The sequence below is a fragment of the Halomonas sp. DP5N14-9 genome, assembly GCF_019802175.1.
In the GTDB taxonomy this organism is placed as follows: Bacteria; Pseudomonadota; Gammaproteobacteria; order Pseudomonadales; family Halomonadaceae; genus Halomonas; species Halomonas litopenaei.
Map to the genome: position 1 here is coordinate 458,523 of NZ_JAHVHR010000002.1, position 25,443 is coordinate 483,965.

Annotated in this window: 26 protein-coding genes; 20 read left to right on the top strand and 6 right to left on the bottom strand. The window is 66.2% G+C overall.

Annotated elements, in window-relative coordinates:
* Positions 1-28: 28 nt before the first annotated feature.
* The 3 genes from secF (at position 29) to KUW00_RS03650 (ending at position 3,217) form a co-directional block, all read left to right on the top strand.
* Positions 29-952: a protein translocase subunit SecF gene (secF, locus tag KUW00_RS03640; protein ID WP_045992759.1), complete on the top strand. Its 924-nt coding sequence runs from the start codon at positions 29-31 to the stop codon at positions 950-952.
* 245 nt (positions 953-1,197) lie between these two features.
* Positions 1,198-2,253: a CNNM domain-containing protein gene (locus KUW00_RS03645; RefSeq protein WP_213228205.1), complete on the top strand. Its 1,056-nt coding sequence runs from the start codon at positions 1,198-1,200 to the stop codon at positions 2,251-2,253.
* Positions 2,254-2,371: 118 nt separating this feature from the next.
* A complete protein-coding gene (locus KUW00_RS03650; RefSeq protein WP_185696470.1) occupies positions 2,372-3,217 on the top strand; it encodes an ABC transporter substrate-binding protein in 846 nt (281 codons plus the stop codon).
* Between the two features lie 116 nt (positions 3,218-3,333).
* Here the strand turns inward: KUW00_RS03650 and KUW00_RS03655 are convergent, their stop codons facing one another.
* Complete coding sequence (locus KUW00_RS03655; RefSeq protein WP_045992751.1) at positions 3,334-4,158, bottom strand: inositol monophosphatase family protein; 825 nt, start codon at positions 4,156-4,158, stop codon at positions 3,334-3,336.
* Positions 4,159-4,401: 243 nt separating this feature from the next.
* On the opposite strand from KUW00_RS03655, the gene trmJ reads away from it, so the two are divergent.
* The 14 genes from trmJ to der all read left to right on the top strand — a co-directional run bounded on the left by trmJ (position 4,402) and on the right by der (position 18,229).
* Positions 4,402-5,232, top strand: a complete 831-nt coding sequence (trmJ, locus tag KUW00_RS03660) for a tRNA (cytosine(32)/uridine(32)-2'-O)-methyltransferase TrmJ (protein WP_222568244.1) — start codon at positions 4,402-4,404, stop codon at positions 5,230-5,232.
* 203 nt (positions 5,233-5,435) lie between these two features.
* Positions 5,436-6,455, top strand: a complete 1,020-nt coding sequence (gene cysE, locus KUW00_RS03665; protein WP_222568245.1) for a serine O-acetyltransferase — start codon at positions 5,436-5,438, stop codon at positions 6,453-6,455.
* A 116-nt stretch (positions 6,456-6,571) separates the two neighbouring features.
* Positions 6,572-7,042: an Rrf2 family transcriptional regulator gene (locus KUW00_RS03670; protein ID WP_045992750.1), complete on the top strand. Its 471-nt coding sequence runs from the start codon at positions 6,572-6,574 to the stop codon at positions 7,040-7,042.
* A 41-nt stretch (positions 7,043-7,083) separates the two neighbouring features.
* Positions 7,084-8,244 carry an aminotransferase class V-fold PLP-dependent enzyme gene (locus KUW00_RS03675; RefSeq protein WP_222568246.1) on the top strand — a complete coding sequence of 387 codons (1,161 nt, stop codon included), beginning with the start codon at positions 7,084-7,086 and terminating at the stop codon, positions 8,242-8,244.
* A 113-nt stretch (positions 8,245-8,357) separates the two neighbouring features.
* On the top strand, positions 8,358-8,684 hold the full coding sequence (locus KUW00_RS03680) for a HesB/IscA family protein (protein ID WP_045992748.1): 327 nt from the start codon (positions 8,358-8,360) through the stop codon (positions 8,682-8,684).
* Between the two features lie 208 nt (positions 8,685-8,892).
* Positions 8,893-9,318 (top strand): nucleoside-diphosphate kinase, encoded by a 426-nt coding sequence (gene ndk / locus KUW00_RS03685; RefSeq protein WP_045992747.1) that lies wholly within the window; start codon positions 8,893-8,895, stop codon positions 9,316-9,318.
* Positions 9,319-9,418: 100 nt separating this feature from the next.
* On the top strand, positions 9,419-10,546 hold the full coding sequence (gene rlmN / locus KUW00_RS03690) for a 23S rRNA (adenine(2503)-C(2))-methyltransferase RlmN (RefSeq protein WP_108131248.1): 1,128 nt from the start codon (positions 9,419-9,421) through the stop codon (positions 10,544-10,546).
* Between the two features lie 120 nt (positions 10,547-10,666).
* Positions 10,667-11,404: a type IV pilus biogenesis/stability protein PilW gene (pilW, locus tag KUW00_RS03695; RefSeq protein WP_222568247.1), complete on the top strand. Its 738-nt coding sequence runs from the start codon at positions 10,667-10,669 to the stop codon at positions 11,402-11,404.
* 31 nt (positions 11,405-11,435) lie between these two features.
* The gene (locus KUW00_RS03700; protein ID WP_222568248.1) at positions 11,436-12,512 is read left to right on the top strand and encodes a helix-turn-helix domain-containing protein; all 1,077 of its coding nucleotides are present in this window, start codon (positions 11,436-11,438) and stop codon (positions 12,510-12,512) included.
* 9 nt (positions 12,513-12,521) lie between these two features.
* The gene (ispG, locus tag KUW00_RS03705; protein WP_045992780.1) at positions 12,522-13,634 is read left to right on the top strand and encodes a flavodoxin-dependent (E)-4-hydroxy-3-methylbut-2-enyl-diphosphate synthase; all 1,113 of its coding nucleotides are present in this window, start codon (positions 12,522-12,524) and stop codon (positions 13,632-13,634) included.
* 60 nt (positions 13,635-13,694) lie between these two features.
* The gene (hisS, locus tag KUW00_RS03710; RefSeq protein ID WP_261391958.1) at positions 13,695-14,978 is read left to right on the top strand and encodes a histidine--tRNA ligase; all 1,284 of its coding nucleotides are present in this window, start codon (positions 13,695-13,697) and stop codon (positions 14,976-14,978) included.
* A gap of 28 nt (positions 14,979-15,006) precedes the next feature.
* Complete coding sequence (locus tag KUW00_RS03715) at positions 15,007-15,666, top strand: YfgM family protein (protein ID WP_045992744.1); 660 nt, start codon at positions 15,007-15,009, stop codon at positions 15,664-15,666.
* Positions 15,663-16,829, top strand: a complete 1,167-nt coding sequence (bamB, locus tag KUW00_RS03720; protein ID WP_045992743.1) for an outer membrane protein assembly factor BamB — start codon at positions 15,663-15,665, stop codon at positions 16,827-16,829. Before KUW00_RS03715 ends, bamB begins: the two co-directional genes overlap by 4 nt.
* Positions 16,826-18,229, top strand: a complete 1,404-nt coding sequence (der, locus tag KUW00_RS03725; RefSeq protein ID WP_045992742.1) for a ribosome biogenesis GTPase Der — start codon at positions 16,826-16,828, stop codon at positions 18,227-18,229. The genes bamB and der overlap by 4 nt, the downstream gene beginning before the upstream one ends.
* 166 nt (positions 18,230-18,395) lie before the next feature.
* Here der and KUW00_RS03730 read toward each other — a convergent pair whose 3' ends face one another.
* Positions 18,396-19,271 (bottom strand): ATP-binding protein, encoded by an 876-nt coding sequence (locus tag KUW00_RS03730; RefSeq protein ID WP_045992741.1) that lies wholly within the window; start codon positions 19,269-19,271, stop codon positions 18,396-18,398.
* Between the two features lie 180 nt (positions 19,272-19,451).
* Between KUW00_RS03730 and KUW00_RS03735 the strand changes: the two genes are divergently transcribed.
* Positions 19,452-20,255 (top strand): M48 family metallopeptidase, encoded by an 804-nt coding sequence (locus KUW00_RS03735; RefSeq protein ID WP_108131243.1) that lies wholly within the window; start codon positions 19,452-19,454, stop codon positions 20,253-20,255.
* A gap of 133 nt (positions 20,256-20,388) precedes the next feature.
* Positions 20,389-20,661 carry a hypothetical protein gene (locus tag KUW00_RS03740; protein ID WP_222568249.1) on the top strand — a complete coding sequence of 91 codons (273 nt, stop codon included), beginning with the start codon at positions 20,389-20,391 and terminating at the stop codon, positions 20,659-20,661.
* 142 nt (positions 20,662-20,803) lie between these two features.
* Here KUW00_RS03740 and aroE read toward each other — a convergent pair whose 3' ends face one another.
* From aroE to dprA, 4 genes are all read right to left on the bottom strand, one after another.
* Positions 20,804-21,625 carry a shikimate dehydrogenase gene (gene aroE, locus KUW00_RS03745; RefSeq protein WP_045992778.1) on the bottom strand — a complete coding sequence of 274 codons (822 nt, stop codon included), beginning with the start codon at positions 21,623-21,625 and terminating at the stop codon, positions 20,804-20,806.
* Between the two features lie 56 nt (positions 21,626-21,681).
* On the bottom strand, positions 21,682-22,614 hold the full coding sequence (gene hemF, locus KUW00_RS03750; RefSeq protein WP_222568250.1) for an oxygen-dependent coproporphyrinogen oxidase: 933 nt from the start codon (positions 22,612-22,614) through the stop codon (positions 21,682-21,684).
* A gap of 81 nt (positions 22,615-22,695) precedes the next feature.
* Positions 22,696-23,256, bottom strand: a complete 561-nt coding sequence (locus KUW00_RS03755) for an L-threonylcarbamoyladenylate synthase (protein WP_045992737.1) — start codon at positions 23,254-23,256, stop codon at positions 22,696-22,698.
* A 177-nt stretch (positions 23,257-23,433) separates the two neighbouring features.
* Positions 23,434-24,693 (bottom strand): DNA-processing protein DprA, encoded by a 1,260-nt coding sequence (dprA, locus tag KUW00_RS03760; protein WP_045992736.1) that lies wholly within the window; start codon positions 24,691-24,693, stop codon positions 23,434-23,436.
* 218 nt (positions 24,694-24,911) lie between these two features.
* Between dprA and def the strand changes: the two genes are divergently transcribed.
* Positions 24,912-25,424 (top strand): peptide deformylase, encoded by a 513-nt coding sequence (gene def, locus KUW00_RS03765; RefSeq protein ID WP_045992735.1) that lies wholly within the window; start codon positions 24,912-24,914, stop codon positions 25,422-25,424.
* Positions 25,425-25,443: the final 19 nt, after the last annotated feature.

Genomic DNA, 25,443 nt, shown 5'->3' on the forward strand with positions numbered 1-25,443 from the left:
GTCCACTTGCACACAACGGGGAGAGGGTATGAAACGCCTCACCAACCTGAATCTCGACTTCATGGGCCAGCGCAAGATCGCCTTTGCCATATCGGCGATCCTGATCCTGGTCTCACTGGTGTCGCTGGTGGTGCAGGGCCTGGCCCTGGGCCTCGACTTCACCGGCGGCACCCTGGTCGAAGTCCGCTACGCCACCGCCCCGGCGCTGGACAGCGTGCGCGGCGCCCTCGAGGGAGCCGGCTTCAATGACATCTCGGTACAGACCTTCGGCGCCGCCAATGAGGTGCTGATTCGTCTGCAGCAGACCTTCGAGGCCAACGTCGGCGACCAGGTCGTGGGCCTGCTGGCCCAGGGCGGCGCCCAGGTGGACCTGGTGCGTGCCGAATTCGTCGGTGCCCAGGTCGGCGGTCAACTGCGTGACCAGAGCGGTCTCGGCATGCTCGTCGCCCTCGGCGTGGTCATGCTCTACGTGGCCTTCCGCTTCCAGTACAAGTTCGCCATCGGCGCACTGCTGGCACTGGTCCATGACGTGATCATCGTGGTCGGCGCCTTCTCGCTGTTCCAGATGGAGTTCGACCTAACGGTGCTGGCCGCCGTGCTGGCGGTGATCGGCTACTCGCTCAACGACACCATCGTGGTCTATGACCGTATCCGCGAGAATATCCGCAAGTCGCGTATCGACGACATGCCGGCGATCTTCAACGAGGCGATCAACCAGACCCTGTCCCGCACCCTGGCGACCTCCGGCACCACCCTGCTGGTACTGCTGGCGCTGGCCTGGCTCGGTGGCGACATGATCCACAACTTCTCGGTGGCCCTGCTGATCGGTATCGGCGTGGGTACCTTCTCGTCGATCTACGTGGCGGCGGCCCTGCTGATCAAGCTCAAGCTTCAGCGCCGCGACCTGATCCCGGAGAAGAAGGAAGACGCCGAGGAAGAGCAGCTGCCCTGATATCACCGCAACTGCCCCTCGAGGCCCCGTCGTGGATCATCCACGGCGGGGCCTCTTGCTTTCCGAGGTCGGTGCACGATCACGGCGAGCCGGCACCGCTGTCGGCGGCCTCTCAGTTCACTTCGAAAACCATGCAGCAACGCGAGATAGGTCGTTTCCTTCCAGAAAATGCCCGCCGTCACTTGCCCTGGCCAGCGCCCCCTTTCATGCTTGTCATCCACCCCATTAAAACGTGACGAGGCCGCATGTTCCTGCTGATCGCCTTTGCCGTACTGTCCATCGGCGCCTCCTTCCTGTGTTCGGTACTGGAAGCGGCCATCCTGTCGCTGACACCGAGCTATATCGCCCAGGTCCAGGAGACCAACGAGCCGCTGCACAAGAAGCTGAACGCCCTCAAGCGGGATATCGATCGCCCGCTGGCGGCTATCCTGACGCTCAACACCATCGCCCACACCGTTGGCGCCACCGGCGTCGGCGCCCAGGTCGCGGTGGTCTTCGGCGAGGCCTGGCTGGGCGTCGCCTCGGCGGTGATGACGCTGGCCATCCTGATCCTCTCGGAGATCATTCCCAAGACCATCGGCGCCACCTTCTGGCGCCAGCTGTCGCCTTGGCTACCGCCTATCCTCAATACCCTGATCCTGATTCTCAAGCCGTTCATCTGGATGTCCGAGCAGATCACCCAGCGCATCGGCGGCAATGCCGCCGACACCGATATGCGTGGCGAGATCAAGGCGCTGGCACGCATCGGCCTGGACGAGAAGGCACTGGACCAGGACGAAGCCAGAACCATCACCAACATCCTCAACCTGCACGAGATCAAGATCAGCAAGGTGATGACGCCAAGAACCGTGTGCGTCACGGTGCGCCCATCGATGACCGTGGCCCAGTTCGAACAGGAACTGGTGCGCTCGCCGTTCACCCGCTTTCCGGTGATGGACGGCGGCGAGCAGGCCATCGGCTATGTGCACAAGGCCGACGCCTACCAGGCGGATGAATCCGTGGACATGAAGGAGATCATGCAGGACGCCCCCTCGGTACAGGCCGACGACAGCGTCGAGCACGTCTTCACCATGATGCTCAGGGATCGTCAGCATCTGGCGGTGGTCTATGACGATCACGGCACCTGGGTGGGCCTGATCACCATGGAGGACGTGATCGAGACGGTGCTCGGCCAGGATATCGTCGACGAGACCGACAACGTCACCAATATGCGCAAGTACGCCAAGCAGCGCTGGACCCAGCGTCGACAAGGCAGGTCAGCCAAGACAGACTCCGGCGACCCGGCCAGCCAGGGTTCCTGAACCCCGGCGCCAGGGAGCGTTCGCCAGTACGCAACGCAACGTAGCACGGCGACGCTCCCCCTTTGCCCGAGCATTTGCGATAACATCTCCATTGAAAATGATTATCAATGGAGAAAGCATGTACAAGCCTCTCGCCATCGCCGCCCTGCTCAGCGTCACTGCCCAGGCCTGGGCGCAACCGGTGCCGGAAAGGGTCGTCGCCCTCGACTACGCGGCCCTGGACATCCTCGACAACCTGGCGCAGCGCGAGCGTATCGCAGGTGTCGCCCAGGCAACGCTTCCCGACTATCTGTCCGACTATGCCGACGACGCCTTCACCGACGTGGGCACCCTCAAGGTCGCCGACATGGAAGCCCTTGAGTCGCTGTCACCCGATGCCATCCTGATCAGCGGGCGCCTGGAAGCCGAACGCGCAAACCTGGAAGCTCTTGCCCCGGTCTACGCCGTGGCGACCGAGGGCGAGGACGCCTGGGACCAGCTCGAACATCGGGTCGACGATCTGGCTGCGCTGTTCGATGCAAAGCAAGCGGGTGAGCAGGCGCTTGCGGACCTGCGCCAGGCGCTCGATCAGCAGTTGGCCGAGATCAACGGGACGCCGAAGGTACTGGTGGTCGTCCACAACGACGGAAAGCTTATCGTCCAGCACAACGCCGTCGTGCATGACCTGATGGGACTGGCCTCGCCCGAACTTCCCGAGAACGTCGAGAGCGTGACGCGTGGTGAGCGTACCTTCACGCCGCTGACGCCGGCGCAGATCGCCGCCACCCAGCCCGACCTGGTGTGGGTGGTGGACCGCAGCGCCGCCATCGGCCAGACGCCTCTCGATGTCGAGGCGCTGACGCAGGCCGTCGGTGACGATCTGGCAATCGCCGTCGGCTCGCCGCGACTCTGGTATCTGGCCGGCCAGGGCCTGGACAGCACCCGCCTCCAGGTCGAAGAGGTGGTGGCCGCGCTGGCGCCCTGACCAGGGTCGCACCGAACTCACTGCACCCACAACGAATGACGCCCCCGCGGCCAGGCCGCGGGGGCGTTGCTGTGACGGCGTCACGATCACCGCTCGCTCGCGCGAGCGGTGCCGAATCAGTCCTCTTCGGGCTGACTGGGCGCGGTATGCACGTGGGGCGCAAGCTGCTTGATCAACGCCTTGAACAGGCGCGGGTTGGCGGCCATCAGGGCGCCTTCGATACGCACCGAGGGCTGGCCATCCGGGGTGCCAATCAGGGCACCGGACTCCTTGAGCAGCAGCGAACCGATGTCCAGGTCCTGCTCCTCGACTCCCAGCACGAAGGCGGCGTCGGCACGACCGGCGGCCAGACGGGCCATGTCGAGCAGGCCACAGGCGCTGGCTTGAAGCTGTTCGGCCTGGGGGCCGAGCTGCTGCACCAGGGTCAGGTAGGTCGGCAGAAAACGCGAGCGCAGGTAGGTATCGGGAAGCCCCAGCGACAGGCGGGCGCCAGCGGCGCTCTTGATCTTGGACACACGCAGACGCTTGCCATTGAGCTGGGCGCCACGGCCACGGCTGGCAAGGTATTCGTCATCGCTGAAGGGGCAGATCACCACCGCGTGCTCCGGACGGCCCTTGATCAGACATACCACGGACAGGGCGAACTCGGGGGACGCCACACTCAGGTTCGAGTAACCGTGGAAGGGTTCGATGCGCCACAGGATATCCGCGCCTTCGCCTTCACCGGCACGGTGGGGCGTGTAGCGACCGACGACCCCGTGCTGGGGATAACCGCGGGTCAGCTGGCGGGTAATCAGGGATTCGGCGTTGCGAGCGGTGTCCTCGAGCAGACGGTCGAGGTTGTGCTCGTCGTGGGCATTCTCGATTCGTTCGCGAATGCGCAGAAACTGTTCGCCGGCGCTGCGGGCAGCGCGCAGGGCGTACTGGACCATCGGATGCATGATCGGGCCTTGGGAGTCGGTGGTGTTAAAGAACGGAGTCGACGTGGGTAACTGACTCGGCGCAAATCCTAGCAGACCACGGGCATGAATGCCACGCACTTCGCCCCAGCGCGCATCTACCCATGCTAGACTGGCGCCCCTGGCGCTGCCGACCGGTCCGCCATCAGCGCCCTTGCATCGGTCATTGAATGGACCACTGCACCAACCACCGCATCAACCCGCCGCGTCGTTACAGGATCTTCCATGCTCGAGCGCATTCGCATCGTTCTCATCGGCACCAGCCACCCCGGCAATATCGGCGCCACCGCCCGCGCCATGCACAATATGGGACTCGCCGATCTGGCCCTGGTGGCACCACGCTGCGAGGTCATCACCGCCGACAGTGTGTCCCGCGCCTCCGGGGCAGATGCCCTGGTCCACGACGCTCGGGTGGTCGACAGCCTCGAGCAGGCGGTCACCGACTGCACCCTGGTGGTGGGAGCCAGCGCGCGCTCGCGCACCTTGCCCTGGCCGATGATCACCCCGCGTGAGCTGGGCGAGCGTCTGCCCGCCGAGCTGGCCACGCCCGAGGCCCGCATCGCGCTGGTCTTCGGCCGCGAGGACAGCGGCCTGTCCAACGCCGAACTGCAACGCTGCCACGCCCACGTCCACATCCCCACCAATCCCGACTTCAGCTCGCTGAACCTGGCCGCGGCGGTGCAGGTGCTGGCCTACGAATGCCGCCTTGCCTGGCTGGCCCAGACCCAGAATAAGCCAGACCCGGCACAGGACGATGAGGAAGAAGCGCAGCCACTGGCCAGCCACGAGGAGCTGGAGCACTATTTCGCTCATCTGGAACGCGCGCTGATCACCATTGGCTTCCACGACCCGGCGAAGCCTCGCCAATTGATGGCAAGGCTGCGCCGAGTGACCCTGCGCTCGCGACCCGAACGCATGGAGCTCAACATCCTGCGTGGCATCCTCAGCGCCACCGAGAAGGCCGCAGGCGGCCAGGCGCTGGGCGCCCGCGAAAGCGAGCCGGAATTACAGCAAGAACATGACACGCACCAGGGCCAGAAGCCGGCCCAGGACTAGCCCGAACCGACAACAGAACCAACAACAGAACCAACAGCAGAACCAACAGCAGGATCAGCGCCAGGCCGGCGGCTCTGGAGCGACACGGCGTCCACCTTCGAGCCGCTGAGCTGCACCAGATCACTGACTCGACAGGTGGCAGGCTTGAATGGCCCACCACCAGCCCCCACTATGATTCTCTTGACCGACTCAGGGACCGCCGCATGTTTCAACGCCTACGCGAAGACATCAACAGCGTATTTGCCAGGGATCCGGCGGCGCGCAACTTTCTTGAAGTCCTGACCAACTATCCTGGCCTTCACGCATTGCTGCTGCACCGGATCTCCCACCAGCTGTGGAAGCGCAATCTCAAATGGATCGCGCGTACCCTGTCGACGCTGGGCCGCTGGTTCACCGGCATCGAGATCCACCCCGGTGCCACCATCGGCCGGCGCTTCTTCATCGACCACGGCATGGGCGTGGTGATCGGCGAGACCACCATCGTCGGCGACGATGTCACCCTCTACCAGGGCGTGACCCTGGGCGGCACCAGCTGGAACAAGGGCAAGCGTCACCCGACCCTGGAGGACGGCGTGATCGTCGGTGCCGGCGCCAAGATTCTCGGCCCCTTCACCGTCGGCGCTGGCGCCAAGGTCGGCTCCAACGCGGTGGTCACCAAGGAAGTCCCGGCCGGCGCCACCGTGGTCGGCATCCCCGGCAAGATCGTCCAGCGCCGCGACCCGGACAGCGACCCGGGCCTCGAGGTCGACCCGGCCCGTCGCGAGGCGATGTGCCAGAAATTCGGCTTCGACGCCTACGGCATGAGCCAGGACATGCCCGACCCGGTGGCCAAGTCGATGCAGGCCATGCTCGACCATATGCACGCGGTGGATGAACGCATCAGCGGCATGTGCAAGACCCTGAGGCAACTGGACCACAGCTACCGCGACGGCCAGATGCCGGAGATTCGCGACGAGGACTTCGCCGAGATACTGGAAGACGTCGACCGCGCCTGTGCGCCGGTGATCGGGCGTGACGCCAACGCCGAGATCCTGGGTACCGACGCTGCCACAGGCAACGAAAGCGCCAGCGGCAAAGAAGACGTCGGGCCAGGTACCTCCGACCCAGACACCTCCAACCAAGGCACCACCGACAAGGACAGTGCCGGCGGCAGCGAGACGGCCAATGATGCCGAGCACGGGGCCGAGCGGGAAGACGAGGCGACGACGGCACGGCGCCAATAGTTGACCACGACACTCGGTCTTTCCCATAATACCGCTTTGATCCAAGCGTCGTCGGCTACCGACCACGCCCACACTTTCCGGACCGCCGACCCATGTCGGCGTCGAGGGTTCGCCCCATGCGCCTGACCACCAAGGGACGCTACGCTGTCACCGCCATGCTCGACATGGCGGTCAACGCCGACCAGGGCCCGATCTGCCTGGCCGACATCGCTCGGCGTCAGCAGATCTCGCTGTCCTACCTCGAGCAGCTGTTCGCCCGCCTGCGGCGCGCCGGCCTGGTCGACAGCGTGCGCGGGCCAGGCGGTGGCTACCTGCTGGCGGAGCCGGCAGCGTCCATCTCGGTGGCCCGGGTCATCGATGCGGTCAAGGAGTCGGTGGACACCACCCGCTGTGGCGGTCTGTCCGACTGCCAGAAGGGCGACACCTGCCTGACCCATCACCTGTGGTTCGAGCTGTCCGAGCGCATCCAGGACTTCCTCGACGGGGTCACCCTGGGCGAGCTGGCCGAGCGCCAGGAGATCGCCGAGATCGCCGGGCGTCAGCGCCGTCGCCAGCACAACGACGACATTGTGACCTCGGCGCCCTGAGCTAGACTTTCGCCCCTCTGCCCGCCAACGATGACATCGCCATGACTTCACCCGTCTATCTCGACTACGCCGCCACCACCCCGGTCGACCCCCGTGTCGCCGAGGTCATGAGTCGGCACCTGACCCTCGAGGGCACCTTCGCCAACCCGGCGTCGCGCAGCCATATGCCCGGCTGGCTGGCCGAGCAGGCGGTGGAAAACGGCCGGCGCCAGGTCGCCGACCTGATCAAGGCCGACCCGCGAGAGATCGTCTGGACCAGCGGCGCCACCGAGGCGGACAATCTGGCCATTACCGGCTTCCTCAGGGCCAATCGCGACAAGGGCCGCCACCTGGTCACCTCCATCATCGAGCACAAGGCGGTCATCGATACCGCCAAGGCGGCAGAGCGAGAGGGCTTTGACGTCACCTGGCTGACGCCCCAGGCCGACGGAAGCGTCAGCCCTGGCCAGCTGGCCGAGGCCATGCGCCCCGACACCGTGCTGGTATCGCTGATGGCGGTGAACAACGAACTCGGCACCATTAATGACATCGCCGCCCTGGCCGAGGTGGCCCATGACCACGGCGCCATGATCCATGTCGACGCGGCCCAGGCGGTGGGCCGCATCGACCTCGACGTGGGGCGAAGCAAGGTCGACATGATGTCGCTGTCCGGCCACAAGGCCTATGGCCCCAAGGGCATCGGCGCGCTCTATGTGCGGCGTAGCCCCGATCTTCGCCTCGAGGCGCTGATCCACGGCGGCGGCCACGAACGCAGCATGCGTTCCGGCACCCTGGCGACCCACCAGATCGCCGGCATGGGCGAGGCCTTCGCGCTGGCGGCGAACGAAGGCGAGGCCGATCAGGCACGTATCCTGAGCCTGCGGGATCGCCTGCTCGAGGCCATCGCCGATCTCGACGGCGTGCACTGCAACACCCGCCTCGAGGCCTCGGTGCCCAACATCATCAACCTCGGCTTCGAGGGCGTCGACGGCGAGTCGCTGCTGATGGCGCTGCGCGACATCGCCCTGTCAACCGGGTCGGCGTGCAACTCGGCCAGCGTCGAACCGTCCTACGTGCTCCAGGGCATCGGGGTGCCGCGCCGCCTGGCGCTGGCCTCGCTGCGCCTGAGCATCGGACGCTTCACCAGCGAAGACGACATCGACCGCGCAGGCCAGGCCCTGCGCACCGCGCTGATTGGCCTGCGCCAGCGCGCCATGCCGTGAGGCCTGAGCCCCGCGCCATGCCTTGAGAACATCACCCTTCGACGGGCAGCGCACGATAGAGACAGTTTCGGTGACTGCCGCCCAGGCGGCAGCACCCGACCCAGGAGAATGATATGGCACACCTGAAGATCACCCCCGCCGCGGCCGACCAGATCCGCCGCGTGCTCGACGAGCGAGGCCAGGGGCTTGGACTGCGGGTCTCGGTCAAGCCCAGCGGCTGCTCCGGCTACAGCTACGTCCTCGACTTCGCCGACGACGTCCAGGCCGACGATGCCCTGTTCGAGGAGCACGACGCTCGGGTCTATGTCGCCCCGGAAGCGCTCGAGATGCTCGACGGCAGCGAGGTCGACTACGTCAACGAGGGGCTGAACCGGTTCTTCCGTTTCAACAATCCCAACGTCAAGGACGAGTGCGGCTGCGGCGAGAGCTTTACCGTCTGAATTCGCCGTGATCGCGGCAGAACTCGCTGGCGCCGCGACGAACAATTGTGTTCAAGGCGCCACGAGGACGCTATAATCTGCGCTCTTCGGCGCAACACGCCGCATCGCTTCGTTTTCCCGCGTCGCGCCGCCCCGGTCTCCGGGGCGGCGCGACGCCATCTACCTGGCATCCATGCCCACTTCCTGGGCCCAACTACTGGAGAGTTTCATGGCTACAGAGCGCACTCTGTCCATCATCAAGCCCGACGCCGTCGCCAAGAATGTCATCGGCGAGATCATCACGCGCTTCGAGAAGGCCGAACTGAAGGTCGTCGCCGCCAAGATGGTTCACCTGTCCCAGGAGCAGGCCGAAGGCTTCTACGCCGAGCACAAGGAACGCCCCTTCTTCGGCGACCTGGTGTCCTTCATGACCTCTGGTCCGGTCGTGGTGCAGGTGCTGGAAGGTGACAACGCCATCGCCAAGAACCGCGAGCTGATGGGCGCCACCAACCCGAAGGAAGCCGACGCCGGCACCATCCGCGCCGACTTCGCCTCCTCCATCGACGCCAATGCCGTCCACGGCTCCGACTCCCCCGAGTCCGCCGAGCGCGAAGTGAGCTACTTCTTCGGCGCAGACGAGATCTGCCCGCGCTAAGGGCGTCGGGGTCCGACCCTCGTGATTGCGGCCCCATCGGTGAACGGATGCCCCTGGCATCCGTTCGCTCCTTTCTGCCCACCGACCCGCTGAACCTGCCATGACCACCACCGCTGCTCCCCAACGCGTCAACCTGCTCGGCATGACCCGAGAAGAGATGGAAGCCTTCTTCCTCTCCATCGGTGAGAAGAAGTTCCGTGCCGCCCAGGTGATGAAATGGATTCACCACGAAGGCGTCGACGATTTCGCCGCCATGACCAACCTGTCCAAGGCGCTGCGCGCACGCCTCGAGGAAACCGCCGAGGTACGCGGTCCCAAGGTCGTCTATGAAGGCGCCTCCAAGGACGGGACGCGCAAGTGGGTAGTGGAGGTCGAGGACGGCAGCTACGTCGAAACCGTGCTTATCCCCGCCGACAACGGCAAGCGCCGCACCCTGTGTGTGTCATCCCAGGTCGGCTGCTCGCTGGACTGCAGTTTCTGCTCCACCGGCAAGCAAGGCTTTCAGCGTAACCTCACCAGCGCCGAGATCATCGGCCAGGTATGGGTCGCCTCCAACAGTGGCGGCTCACGCAAGGACAGCGCCAATCGTCCGGTCACCAACGTGGTGATGATGGGCATGGGCGAACCCTTGATGAACTACGACAACGTCGTGCCGGCGATGAAGCTGATGCTCGACGATCAGGGTTACGGCCTGTCGAAACGCCGTGTCACCCTGTCCACCTCCGGGGTGGTACCGATGCTCGACCGCCTGGGCGACGAACTCGACGTCAGCCTGGCGATCTCGCTGCACGCCGCCAATGATGCGCTGCGCAGCGAACTGGTACCGCTCAACCGCAAGTACAACATCCGCTCACTGCTGGACGCCTGCCACCGTTATCTGGCCAAGTGCGACGACACCCGCCAGGTCACCATCGAATACACGGTGATCAAGGACGTCAACGACCAGCAGGAGCATGCCCGTGAACTGGCGGAGCTGTTGAAGGAACTGCCCTGCAAGATCAACCTGATCCCCTTCAACCCCTTCCCCCATTCCGGCTACGAGAAGCCCTCCCGCAATCAGGTGATGCGCTTCCAGCGCTGGCTCTACGAACTGGGTCATACCGCGCCGATCCGGTCGACCCGGGGCGATGACATCGACGCCGCCTGCGGCCAGCTGGTAGGACGGGTCAAGGATCGTACGCGTCGTCACGAACGCTACATTCAGTCGATCCAGATCGACGCCGACTGACCCTGCCGTCTTGACTTCATTCCGGCACGGCGCTTTGATATTCGGGCCTTTTCCTGCCCACGGGCGGGTGTCGCCAGACGCCTTCCCGCCACGGCCAAGCAGCGGGAGTACGACAACGCCATGACGTGCCAGGCAGACAGCTCAAGCGCCGGCCTGCGCGGCCTGGTCATCGGACTGGCCATCGCGCTCCCCCTGACGCTGACGCTTGCCGGCTGCGCCGTCGCCGTGCCCCAGTCCGACGAGTCTCCCGCCGTCGCCTATCGCAACCTCGGCGAAGCCTACCTGCGCCAGGGCAACCTTCCCCGCGCCACCGCGGCACTCGATCGCGCCGTCTCGCTCGATCCCGATGACGCCGCCGCGCTGCAGGCCCTGGCACTGATTCACCAACGCCAGGGGGAAGCGGCGCTGGCGGACGAGTTCTTTCGACGCGCCCTCGATGAAGACCCGAACTTCACCCGGGCACGCAACAATTACGCCGCCTTCCTGTATGATCGGGGGCAAACCGGTGAGGCCTGCGAGCAGCTTGAACAGGCCAGTCACGATATACACTATGCCCACCGGGCCCAGCTGTTTGCCAACCTGGGACGCTGCCGGTGGGAACTCGGCGAGGTCGAGACGGCCAGGGCGGCGCTGGAGCGATCCCAACGCATCGACTCGAGCCTGCCCGCGAGCCACTTGACCCTCGCCGAACTGGAATACGCACAGGGCAACCTTATGCGCGCCCGATCACAGCTGGATCGCTTCGTGAGCCAGGCGGGATGGACCACCGCCGCCAGGCAGCTTGCCGCTAGCCTGGGAGACGCCGACACCGGCGCCCGGTCATCGGCCGAACCCGACCAGCCTTCACGCGCGCTTTGATCACTGTTTACACGATGAAGGAAGCTCAGCCATGAGCGACAGTCAGTACACCGACTCCGAGGTCTCCTTGTCCAAAACGCCCTCCGGGGACGCCTCTCCCGGCGCCTTGCTGTGCCATGAACGAGAGAGCCAGGGGCTGACCCGCGAGGAAGTCGGGGCAGCCCTCAACCTCCGTCCCGCCGTGATCGAGGGGCTGGAGATCGACAACTACGATGAAGTGCCGGTGGTGACCTACCGACGCGGCTACCTGCGCAGCTACGCCCAGTTGCTCGGCGTCGATGTCGGCCGGGTGATGGCGCTGTATGAAGCGCGCATGGGCAACGAGGAAGTCGAGCGCAAGGTCACCCCGGTGTACATCAACAAGCCCCCCTCGCGCCTGGGCGCCTGGCTGTTTCGGCTGATGACCCTGGTGGTCATCGCCGGCCTGATCGGGCTGACCCTGATGTGGTGGCAGAGCCGTGGTGGCAGCGAGCCGCCCGAGGTCAGCGACAACGGCCCGGTCTCGGTGGACACCATCGACGGCAACGCCGCGGTCAGCGACGAGGCCACCGAGGGCGACGACAACCTGCCACCGCTGCCCGCCGAGGACAGCGAGATGGGACTGGTCGATGGCGAGCAGGCCTCCGCCGACAGCGCTGCAGAAAGCGCCAGCGCCGAGCCTGGCGCCTCGACGCCGAGCACCGTGGCGGCCACCGAAGCGGCTGCCGCCGAAGCCAGCGAGCCCGCTGACGACAGCGTCAACGACAACACCGACCAGGCTGCAAGCGCTGGTGCCGACGACGCCAGCGACGAGCAGACAGCCGCCGCCGATGCCCAGGGCGCCGAGGATGAGGACGCCGCCGACGCCGCGCCGGCTGCCGACAGCCGTCGTATCCTCAAGCTGACCTTCAACGAGCAGTCCTGGACCGAGATCTTCGACAGCACCAATACCCGTGTCTTCGTCGGCCTGCAGTCACCGGGCACCGAAGCCACCGTGGAGGGCGAGCCGCCCTTCCGCATGACTGTCGGCAACGCCACCGGCGTGGAGTTGTTGTGGGGCGGAGAAACCGTCGACCTGCAACAGCGCGCCGGCAGAAACAATGTCGCCCGCTTTACCCTGGGAGAGTGATTGATCGCCATGCATTCGCACTCACCGATCAAAAGACGCCAGTCACGCCAGATTCATGTCGGTTCGGTACCGGTCGGGGGCGACGCTCCCATCTCGGTGCAGAGCATGACCAACACCGACACCCTGGACGTCGAGGCCACCCTTGGCCAGATTCGTGCCCTCGAACAGGCCGGCGCCGATATCGTACGCGTCTCGGTGCCGACCATGGACGCCGCCGAGGCCTTCGGTCGCATCAAGCAGGGCACCCAGGTGCCGCTGGTGGCCGACATCCACTTCGACTACCGCATCGCCCTGCGCGTGGCTGAGCTCGGCGTCGACTGCCTGCGCATCAACCCCGGCAATATCGGCCGTGAAGACCGCGTCCAGGCGGTGGTCTCCGCCGCCCGTGACAACGGTATCCCGATCCGTATCGGCGTCAACGCCGGCTCGCTGGAGAAGGACCTGCAGAAGAAGTACGGGGAACCGACGCCGGCGGCCCTGGTCGAATCGGCGATGCGCCATATCGATCACCTGGATCGCCTCGACTTTCCCGACTTCAAGGTCAGCGTCAAGGCCTCCGACGTGTTCATGGCGGTGGCCGCCTACCGTGACCTGGCCTCACGCATCGAGCAGCCGCTGCACCTGGGTATCACCGAGGCAGGCGGTCTGCGTTCGGGCACCGTCAAGTCCTCCATCGGCCTTGGCATGCTGCTGATGGACGGTATCGGCGACACCATTCGGGTATCGCTGGCAGCGGATCCGGTCGAAGAGGTCAAGGTCGGCTTTGACATGCTCAAGAGCCTGCGCCTGCGGGCCAAGGGTATCAACTTCATCGCCTGCCCGAGCTGTTCGCGTCAGAACTTCGACGTCATCAGCACCATGAACGCCCTCGAAGAGCGCCTCGAGGATGTGATGACGCCGCTGGACGTGGCCGTCATCGGCTGCGTGGTCAACGGCCCCGGCGAGGCCAAGGAAGCCGACCTGGGTCTGACCGGCGGCACCCCGGCCAACCTCGTCTACATCGACGGCAAGCCCGCCAGCAAACTGCGCAATGACCACCTGGTCGACGATCTCGAGGCGCTGATTCGCCAGAAGGTCGCCGAGAAGGAAGCGACAGAACGCGACGTCATCGCTCGCCTGTAACGCTCTCGCCCGGTGAGGCCGGGCGAGGGCCGTGACTACGGCGAGACCAAGGAGCAAGTTTTGAGCAAGAAGATCCAGGCCATCCGTGGCATGAATGACCTGTTGCCCGACGCCTCGCCGGTGTGGCAGTACTTCGAGTCCCAGGTTCAGGCGCTGATGAAGCGCTACGGCTACAACGAGATCCGTACCCCTATCGTCGAGCAGACGGCCCTGTTCGCCCGCTCGATCGGCGAGGTCACCGACATCGTCGAGAAGGAGATGTACACCTTCGAGGACCGCAACGGCGACAGCCTGACCCTGCGCCCCGAGGGCACCGCCAGCGCGGTTCGCGCGGCGATGGAACATGGCCTTCTGTACAACCAGACCCAGCGGCTGTGGTACACCGGCCCGATGTTCCGCCACGAGCGCCCGCAGAAGGGCCGCTACCGTCAGTTCCATCAGGTCGGGGTCGAGACCTACGGCCTGGAAGGCCCGGACATCGACGCCGAAGTCATCCTGCTGTCGGCGCGTCTGTGGAAGCAGCTCGGCCTGTTTGATCACGTCACCCTGGAGCTCAATTCGCTGGGCTCCAACGAGGCGCGCGCGGCCTACCGCGACACCCTGGTGGCCTACTTCGAGCAGCACCGCGAGGTCCTCGACGAGGACTCGCTGCGCCGCCTGACCAGCAACCCGCTGCGTATCCTCGACTCGAAGAATCCGGCCATGGCCGAGATGCTGAGCCAGGCGCCCCAGCTGATGGATCACCTGGATCAGGAGTCCCGCGAGCACTTCGAGGCGCTGACCGCGCGCCTCGACGCCGCCGGCATCGACTACGTGATCAACCCGCGCCTGGTGCGCGGTCTCGACTACTACTGCCGCACCGTGTTCGAGTGGACCACCGACGCTCTCGGCAGCCAAGGCACCGTGTGCGCCGGCGGACGCTACGACGGCCTGGTCGAGCAGCTCGGCGGCAAGCCGACCCCGGCGGTGGGCTTCGCCATGGGCATCGAGCGTCTGATCCTGCTGCTCGAGACCCTGGACATCGTGCCGCAGGAGGCCCGTGCCCCGCTCGATGCCTACGTGCTGGGCATGGACGCCAGCACCGACGGCGACGCCATGGCCCTGGCCGAGCGCCTGCGCGATGAACTGCCGGCCCTTGGCGTGCAATTGCACTGTGGCGGCGGCAGCTTCAAGAGCCGCATCAAGAAGGCCGATCGCAGCGGTGCCCGCCTCGCCCTGCTGATCGGCGAAAACGAACGTGAAAACAGCCAGGTGGCGATCAAGTTCCTGCGTGACGACCGCGAACAACGCGTGGTCGAGCAAGCGTCCTTGGCCACCACCCTGACGAGCCTGCTGTCCGAGTGACGGCACGACCATTAGAAGGAGACCGCCCGTGGCGGAGCTGAGAACCGAAGAAGAACAGCTTGAGGCGATCAAGCGCTGGTGGAAGGAAAACGGCACCTCGCTGCTCGCCGGTGCGGTACTGGCCGCCGCTGGCGTGTTCGGCTGGAACGCCTGGCAGGACTACCAGCAGGGGCAGGCCGTGGCCGCCTCCAGCAGCTACCAGCAGCTTCTTGACCTGGCCAGCCGCGACAGCCTCGACGACGGGGCCCTGGCCCAGGCCCAGGGGCTGGTCGACACCCTGCAGGAAGACCACGACGGCACCCTGTACAGCGAGCTTGCGCTACTGCTCGAGGCCCGCCTGGAGGTCGACGCAGGCGATGTCGAGGGCGCCCGCGAGTCGCTGGAGACCCTCATCGAGGGCAGCGACGATGGTTACCTGACCGGCCTCGCCCGCCTGCGCCTGGCGCGCCTGCAGAGCGCCGAGGGCAACCACGAGACCGCCCTTGCCACCCTCGACGGTGACATCCCCGAGGCCCTGGCCGCCCAGCGCGACAACGTGCGCGGCGACATCTACCACGCCACCGGCCAGCACGACCAGGCCGCCGAGGCCTGGCAGAGCGCCCAGTCACTGGCCGAAGAAAGCGGTCAGCCGCTCTACGGTATCTCGCTCAAGCTCGACGACCTCGGTGATCAGGAGGCCACCCTATGAAGACCCCGTTTAACCGAACCCGGATCGCCCTGGCGACCGCCGTCACCCTGACCGCCCTGCTGACCGGCTGCGCCAGCAAGTCCGAGCCCCAGTATCCGCCCAAGGAGCTCAAGGACTTCGCCGAGTCCACCCGGGTCGAAACCCGCTGGAGCGAAGGCGTGGGCGCAGGCCTGGGTGAGGCCACCTACCCCATCGAACCCGCCCTGGCCGGTTCCACCCTGTTCGCCGCCGACGAGGAAGGCCTGGTCGAGGCGTTCAACACCGCCAACGGCGACACCCAATGGGAAGCCGAACTGGATTCACCGATCTCCAGCGGTATCACCGCAGTGGACGGCGATCTGTTCCTCGCCACCCGCAATGGCGAGGTGGTCGCCCTCGACCAGCGCAATGGCCGGGTCAAGTGGCGTACCCGTGTGCCCAGCGAAGTGCTGGCCGCGCCCCAGCCGACCACCCAGCTGTTGATCGTGCAGGCGGTGGACGGCACCGTGACCGCCCTGGATCGCCTGTCCGGTGACCGCCAGTGGGTGTTCAGCGCCAATATGCCGTCGCTGACCCTGCGCAGCACCGGCACCCCCACCGCCATCGATCAGGTGACCTTCGCCGGCTTTGCCAACGGCCGTCTGTCGATCATCGACAACCGCTCGGGCCAGCAGATCTCCGAGCGCACCATCGCCGTGGCCACCGGCATGAATGACATCGACCGTCTGGTCGACCTGGCCGGCCAGCCGGTGCTGACTCCGGACGGCCGCCTGTTCGTGACCAGCTTCAATGGTCGCCTGGTGGCGCTCAACGCCCAGAGCGGCGAGACCCTGTGGTCGACGCCGTTGTCCAGCTACCACACCCCGGTGCTGGTGGGCGAGACGCTTTACGTGGTCGACGAGGCCAGCCGCCTGATCGCCTTCGACGCCAACAGCGGCAACGAGCTGTGGCGCCTGGAGGACCTCTACGGTCGCTCGGTGACCGCCCCGGCCTTCGCCGACGGCCGCATCGTGCTCGGCGACGCCGAAGGCTATGTGCACTTTATCGACGCCAGCAGCGGACGCCTGGTCGGCCGCACCCATATTGACGGCTCAGGCATCAGCGTGCGCCCTCTCACCGACGGCAAGCGCGTGTACGCCCTGGCCAATGACGGAAGCCTGGAGGCTCTGGACATCCGCCCATGACCCCCGTGATCGCACTGGTCGGCAGGCCCAATGTGGGCAAGTCGACCCTGTTCAACCGCCTGACCCGCTCTCGCGACGCCCTGGTGGCCGATTTCCCCGGCCTCACCCGGGATCGCAAGTACGGCAACGGTATGCTCGGCAACAAGGCCTACACCGTCATCGACACCGGCGGCATCAGCGGTGACGAGGAAGGCATCGACGCGGCCATGGCCGAACAGTCGCTGCAGGCCATCGACGAAGCCGACATCGTGCTGTTCCTGGTGGACGCGCGTGCCGGCCTCAATGTCGCCGACGAGGCCATCGCCAACCACCTGCGGGTCAACCAGAAGAAGACCTGGCTGGTGGTCAACAAGACCGACGGCCTCGAGGAACACTCGGCCATGGCCGACTTCTGGCAGCTCGGTCTCGGCGATCCCCGGCCCATCGCAGCGGCCCACGGCCGTAATGTCACCGCGCTGATCGACGAGGTGCTCTCGCCGTTCCCCGAGCGCGACATGGACATCCCCGCGGATACCGGCAGCAAGGGTATCCGGATCGGTGTCATCGGTCGTCCCAACGTGGGCAAGTCGACCCTGGTCAACCGCCTGCTGGGCGAGGACCGGGTGGTGGTATTCGACGAGGCCGGCACCACCCGCGACGCCATCGAGATCCCCTTCGAGCGTCGCGGCAAGCCCTACGTACTGGTCGATACCGCCGGCGTCCGGCGGCGCAAGAACGTCACCGAGGTGGCCGAGAAGTTCTCGATCATCAAGACCCTGGACGCGATCAAGGAGTGCCACGTCGCGATCATGGTGCTCGATGCCCGCACCGGCCTGGTGGAGCAGGATCTGCACCTGCTCGACTATGTGCTGACCTCGGGCCGCGCGCTGGTACTGGCGGTCAACAAGTGGGACGGCCTGGAAAGCGAGGCCAAGGACAAGATGCGCGCCGAGATCAAGCGCCGTCTGGGCTTCGCCGACTACGCCGAGCTGCACTTCATCTCGGCCTTGCACGGCACCGCCGTGGGCGACCTGTACCCGTCGCTGGAGCGCGCCTTCGCCTCCGCCAACAGCCACTGGTCGACCAACCGTCTGACCACGCTGCTGCAGGACGCCGTCGAGCAGCACCAGCCGCCGATGGTCCACGGCCGCCGGATCAAGCTGCGCATGGCCCACCAGGGCGGCAGCAATCCGCCGATCATCGTGGTCCACGGCAACCAGACCGACAAGCTGCCCGAAGCCTACAAGCGCTACCTGACCAACACCTTCCGCAAGGTGCTCAAGGTCCGTGGCACGCCGATGCGCTTCGAGTTCCGCTCCGGCAAGAACCCCTACGACCGTCTGGCCGAAGCCTCCGACAAGGAAAAGGCCAAGAAGCGCGAACTGGGGCGCACCAAGGAGGCGCGCAAGAGCCGCCGCTAAGCGTCACCGGCGTCACTCGCCGCTCTTTCGCCCCTGGTGTTGAACGACAACGAAACGCCCGGTCCCTCGCCAGAGGAACCGGGCGTTTTCGTGCACGCATGCTGCCGGATGTCGAGACCATGCCTCGCTCGCTGCTGAGCCTGGCCTGCAAGCCTGCGGCAGCGCCTCAGGCTTGCTCGGCCAGGCGACGAGCCCCTACCCAGTCCAGCGCAAACTGGTAGGCACAGCGGCCGCTGCGTCCGCCTCTCATGGTGGCAAAGCGGGTGGCCGCCACCGGCGCTTCGTCATCCCAGTCCTGCGGCTGGCCCAGGCGCTCGACCCAGTGGCGACAGGTATCCAGATAGGTCTCTCGGTTGAACGGATGAAACGCCAGCCACAACCCGAAGCGGTCGGACAGCGAGATCTTCTCCTCCACCGCATCGCCGTGGTGCAGCTCCTCGCCGTCCGGCGTCAGGTGGCTCTGCTGGTTGTCGCTCATATGCTCCGGCATCAGGTGGCGCCGGTTGGAGGTGGCGTAGATCAGCACGTTTTCCGGGGGGCCGGTCAGGGTGCCGTCGAGGACACTCTTGAGCGCCTTGTAGGCGTCGTCGGATCCTTCGAAGGACAGATCATCGCAGTACACCACGAAGCGCGCCGGTTCGTGACGCAACTGCTCCACCAACAGCGGCAGTCCGGCCAGGTCGTGGCGGTCCACCTGGATCAGCCGCAGACCTTCGTCAGCCAAGGTGTTGAGCAGCGCGCGCACCATCGACGACTTGCCACTGCCACGAGAGCCCCACAGCAGCGCGTGATTGGCCGGCAGGCCACGCAGAAAGGCCCGCGTATTGGCCAGCAGCTCGCGCTTCTGGCGCTCCACCCCGACCAGGTCGTCCAGGCTCAGGGCATCCCGAGGCGGCACCGGCACCAGTTGCCCGCCGAGGGCGTGGCGCTGCCACAGCGCAGCGACGTCACGACGCCAGTCCACCGCAGGGCGGGGCTCGGGCAGCCAGGGTTCGACGCGATCGAGAAGGGCCAGCAGGCGCTGGGCGAGTTGAGTGTCCATCGGGGCAGGTGTCCTTGTAACAAATGATGGCCGCCGGTCAGGGTCTGTCGCTGGATAGCGACCGGCCGTGCACTACCTTTGCTGTTGACCCTTCCAGCAGTCCGGGTATCTTGAGGCCAGTTGCCACCGATTCTACACGCTCGGGCTCGACCCCGGCGGATCATGACAAGGAGACCCCCCATGCGCTGGATGAAGGCCGTGGGCGCCTGCGCCCTGATGGTTACCGTTGCTGCCTGTTCCACCTCACCCACTGGTCGCTCCCAGATGCTGTTGCTGGACGAACAGCAGCTCAGCCAGATGGGGGCCCAGGCCTTCGACCAGTACCAGCAGGAGCTGCCCACCGTGAGCGGGCGCCAGCTCGAGTACGTGCAGTGCGTGACCCGCAACGTGGTGCAGGCGCTGCCGGAAGACCAGCGCAATCAGAACTGGCAGGTCAAGGTGTTCGAGTCCGAGGACGCCAACGCCTTTGCCCTGCCGGGCGGCTACGTGGGGGTCAACACCGGCCTGCTCGACGTCGCCACCAACCAGGACCAGCTGGCCACCGTCATCGGCCACGAGATCGGCCACGTGCTGGCCCACCACGCCAACGAGCGCGCCTCCACCGAAAGCGCGACCCAGCTTGGCATGTCGGTGGTCGGTACGGCCCTCGGCTCCCAGGGGGTCACCGGCAGCGACCAGCTGATGGCGGCCATGGGCATGGGCGCCCAGTACGGCATCCTGCTGCCGTTCTCGCGCAGTCACGAGAGCGAGGCCGACACCATCGGTCTGCAGCTGATGGCCGACGCCGGCTTCGATCCCCGCGCCAGCGTCCAGCTGTGGCAGAACATGAGCGCCGCCGGCGGCGGCCAGCCGCCGGAGTGGATGTCCACCCACCCGGCACACGGCAACCGTATCGCCGGGCTCGAGGCGGGCATGAACGACGCCATGGCCCGCTACGAGCAAGCCCAGGCCCGTGGCCTGACGCCCAGCTGCAAGGCACCCTGAACCAGAACAGCCCCTGCCCTGCAGCCTGTCACCAGGCCGCTGACAAGGGGGCATCTATCGCCGAGGCATCTATCGCCGAGGCCTCTATTCCTGGAGGCCTCGGCTCCCGTCACTTCCACGCTTCGTTGGTGCCATGAAACTCACCTCCACCAGGCTCGGCCTGATCCTGCTCGTCGTGCCCATTGTGGTGCTGTTGACCCTGTTCTTTGTGGAACTCGGCGATATCCGCCAGTGCGAACTGGTCGACCAGGGCTACTGGAACTACCTGGCCGGCCACTGTGGCGACACCCCTTCGCCCTTCGTTCCCTGGATCGTCCGCAGCCCCTGGCTGGTCAACGGCGGCCTGCTGGTGTCGGTGGTCGGGCTGGGGCTGTGCATGCTGGGGCTCTACCGTCGACGCGGCTGAATCGTGGCGCGCGGCTGGTAACTAACGACCAGGGGCTGACGGCTCCTGACCGACGACATCGACGCCCAACGACAACGGCGCCCCATGGCAGTGAGCCAGGGGCGCCGTTGTCGTTGCTGCGGATGTGTCCGCGAAAGCGGCTTCAGCCGGCGTCGAGCTCTGCTCGCAGCTTTCGATGCAGTGGGCCGGTATCCGGCGTGACGCCACGCCAGCGTTCAAAGGCCGCCGCCGCCTGTTCCACCAGCATGCCGAGACCATCGCTGGTGCTCGCCCCTCGCTCGGCCGACCAGGCCAGAAACACCGTCGGCTCGGCGCCGTACATCATGTCGTAGGCGACAGCCCCCTCGTTGAAGAGATCCTCCGGCAGCGGCGGCAGGTCCCCGGCAAGGCTTGCGCTGGTGCCGTTGATGACCAGGTCATAGCGCTCGTCGACGGCGTCGTAGCCGCCGCCCAACACGGGGCCCAGGTCGGCGAAATCCCGCGCCAGCGCCTCGGCCTTGGCGGCGGTGCGGTTGGCCAGCCGCAGCGAGGCGGGACGTCGCGACAGCAACGTTTCCAGCGCGCCGCGCACCGCGCCTCCGGCACCCAGCACCAGGATACGTGCACCCTCAAGCCTTACCTGCTGGCGCTCCAGGTCCGCCACCAGGCCAATACCATCGGTATTGTGGCCCTCGACGCTGCCATCGGCCTTGAGCGTCAGGGTGTTGACCGCCCCGGCCCGCTGCGCCTGTTCGCTCAGGCTGTCGCACAGCCGGTAGGCGTCTTCCTTGAACGGCACCGTCACATTGGCGCCGCGCCCGCCTTCGGCAACAAAGGCGCGCCAGGCTCCGCCGAAGTCCTCCAGTGGCGCCTCGATGGCGGTGTATTCCAGCGATTCACCGGTCTGCTCGGCAAAGGTGCTGTGGATCACCGGCGATTTCGAATGCCCCACCGGATTGCCGAACACACAGTAACGATCGTTCATCGGACGGTTCACCTCGCTCTTGACGTTGTCGTATGCCGCATTGTGACCGCTGACGGTCATCGCGCTTGGCTCGAGGCCTCTTCACCAAGCCAGTCCCGGGGCACCAGATAGGCATCCAGCGCCGCCTCGGGAGAGCCGGGCTGCGGCTGGTAGTCGTACTGCCAGCGCGCCAGCGGCGGCATCGACATCAGGATGGACTCGGTGCGACCGCCGCTCTGCAGGCCAAACAGGGTGCCACGGTCCCAGACCAGGTTGAATTCCACGTAGCGACCTCGCCGATACAGCTGGAATTCACGTTCGCGCTCGCCCCAGGAGGTATCGCGACGACGTTCCACGATGGGCAGATAGGCGTTCAGGAAGCCATCCCCTACCGCGCGCTGAAACGCGAAGCAGCGGTCGAAGCCCCCCTCGTTGAGGTCATCGAAGAACAGACCACCGACACCACGGGTCTCGCCTCGGTGCTTGAGGAAAAAGTAGTCGTCGCACCAGCGCTTGTAGCGCTCGTAGACGTCGTCACCGAACGGCTGGCACAGCTCATGGGCCACCCGGTGCCAGTGACAGGCGTCTTCAAACTGGGGGTAGTAGGGCGTCAGGTCAAAGCCGCCGCCAAACCACCATACCGGCGCCTCGCCCTCGGCACTGGCGATGAAGAAGCGCACATTGCCGTGGCTGGTGGGTACGTGGGGATTACGCGGATGCAGCACCCAGGACACCCCCACCGCCTGAAAGCCGCGCCCGGCGAGTTCCGGGCGTGCTGCGGTGGCCGCCGGGGGCAGGGTCGCGCCGTGAACGTGGGAGAAATTGACCCCGCCCTTTTCGAACAGCGCGCCTTCCTCGATGACCCGGGAACGGCCACCACCGCCTTCCTCACGCACCCAGTCGTCTTGATGGAAGCGCCCTTCGCCGTCGGCCTCGGCCAGGGCCTCGCACAGGCGATCCTGCAATTCCAGCAGGTAGCGTTTGACCTCTTCGAGATTGGGCTCGGACACGTCTGCTCCTGTTGTTAAAAAAAAGCGATGAGTAAAAGCGATTCGTAAAAAGGTGCGCCCAGGGCCAGGCCGAGAGCCATGTCAGTGGCGCAGGGTCTCGCGGCTTAGCAGGTCACGGATGGTGCTGGGGCGAGGATTGCCGCCCAACGCTCCCGGCACAACCGCGTCCAGCTCGTTGCCGAAGATGCGCCGAATGTCCGCTTCGCTCATGGCCGGCGCTTCTCCTGCCCGGTTGGCCGAGGTGGACACCAGCGGCCCGCCGAAGGCACGACACAGCGCCTGTACACCGGGATGATCGCTGACCCTCAGCGCCACCTTGTCGTGGCAGCCTCGTACCAGCGACGGGGTGCGACCATTGTCCGGCACCAGCCAGGTGTTGGGGCCCGGCCAGCTGGCGACAAGAGGCGCATGAAGGTCGGCCGGCAATCCTTCGAGCCAGGGAGCAAACTGCTCGATGGTGGCGGCGATCAGGATCACCCCCTTGGCCGGGTCACGGCGCTTCAGGCGCAACAGCCGGGTCAGCGCCTCTTCGTTGTCGGGATCGCAGCCCAGGCCCCAGACGGCCTCGGTGGGATAGGCAATGACACCGCCACGACGCAGGGCGTCGACGACGGGCACGAGGGAGGAATCGGAATCACTCATGGGGTCGTTATCTGAATCGGTACCGAGTCGAAAGATCAGGGTAGGGAGTATCGTTGCGCCATGCTAGCACGGCGTCGGGACTTGCGTCGCACGCCGCTGTCGCCGCCGGCGTAGGCGATCCGCCCGTTCCCCCACGGCCATTGGCACCCTGTTCGGCCGGGCCTCGTCATCGGGCGGCTAGCCCTTGCCACCATCCAGACGCACCCACCCGCCGGCCACCAGCCCGGCCTGTCCTGCGATCTCGAGCAGCGTCAGTTCACGCTGGCAGGCGGCCACATCGCAGCCCGCCAGCCCCATCAGATCGTCCACCGCCAACGGGGTGGCGCTCAGCAGATCGAGCAGCTTGCGACCGGGGGAAGGCGCGGCCCTTGCCCCGGTGCGTTCGGAGGCGCTGTCTAGAGGATTATCGACAGAGCTATCTACAGGACCATCTAAATGGCCATCTACAGGACTATCTACACGACCATCGGCGGCACCAGCCGCAATGCACCGCGGGGTCGCGCGTCGCGGCCCCCAGCACGCCAGTTCCTCGAACAGGTCGTCGGGGTGTCTGACCAGGGCGGCGCCCTCGCGGATCAGCCGCAGGCAGCCCCTGGCCTGGGGCGAGTGGATGGAGCCGGGCAGCGCCAATACCTCGCGGCCCTGCTCACCGGCCAGGCGGGCACTGACCAGCGAGCCGCTGTGTTCGGCGGCCTCCACCACCAGCACACCGCAGGACAGCCCGGTGACGATGCGGTTGCGCCGGGGAAAATCCCCCGAGCGTGGCCGCACGCCAGGGGGAGACTCCGCCAGCAGCAGGCCCCCGTCGTCGCGCAGGCGCCTATACAGGGCGCCGTGCTGGCCGGGATAGACCACATCGACGCCGCCGGCCAGCACCGCGATACTGCGCCCCCCAAGATCCAGCGCCGCCGCCTGGGCGGCACCGTCGATGCCGAGCGCCATGCCGCTGACCAGACACCAGCCGGCCTCCGCCAGCGCCACCGCAAAACTGCGCGCATTGACCAAACCCTCGCGGGTGGGCCGCCGCGACCCCACCAGGGCAAGCCTCGGCGGTACCAGGGCATCGAGATCGCCAAGCGCCCACAGCAGCACCGGCGGGTCCGGGATCTGGTCGAGCAGGGCCGGCCAGCGCGGATGATCGGGATGCAGCAGGTGGCGCGCCTCGGCCCGCTCATGGAGGCGGCCTCCATTGGCAGCGCTGCGCGCTTTCCCGCCGTCGCCGGCAAGCCACGCCTCGGCCTGCTCGATCAACGCCGTCAGCGGGCTGCGTCTGGGATGATCCAGCCACAAGCGCAGTTCCGCCGCGGCCCCGGGCGGCAGACGGGCCAGCCAGCCACCGGGCCAGTCAGGGTTTAACTGACGCAGGCGAGCCAGCCGTCGTGGGCCCACCTGAGGCAGTGCGTTCAACGCCATCCAGCGTGCGAAGCCAAGTTCCATGACAGAGCCCTCCCTGGCCGAGTGCCGGCAGTATAGGCAGGCAGGCGCGACACGCCTTGGCGGTCTTCGCCGTCTCGGCTCCAGGCGGTGCGCGACGGCGATTCTGGCATGTTATAGTAGCGACCTATCACGCTCATTGGCGCCAACGACTAGGGTCACCCCCGGCGTCGTCCTAGAATGGGCAACACGAACCGAACGAATAACGGTGGTACCACAGCATGGCCAGACTCCCCATTCTCGAGTTTCCCGACGAGCGGCTGCGCAACAAGGCAGTGCCCGTCGAAAACGTCGATGACGAGGTCCGCCAGCTGGTCGATGACATGCTGGAGACCATGTACGCCGCACCGGGTATCGGCCTCGCCGCCACTCAGGTGGACGTGCATCGCCGAGTCATCGTGATCGACGTCAGCGAAGATCAGTCCACCCCGTTGGTGCTGATCAACCCCGAGGTCACCCCGCTGGGGGACGAACGGGAACCGATGCAGGAAGGCTGCCTGTCGATCCCCGAGTACTACGCCGAGGTGCCGCGCGCGCTGCGGGTAAAGCTGAAGGCTCAGGGACGCGACGGCGAGCCCTACGAGCTCGAAGCCGACGGACTGCTGGCCCACTGCATCCAGCATGAGCTCGACCACCTCGAGGGCGTGCTGTTCGTCGACTACCTGTCACCGCTCAAGCGTGACCGGGTGATGAAGAAGATGCAGAAGCGTCATCGCCAGATGCAGGGCGCCTGAGCCGCTGCGCAGCCCTCAA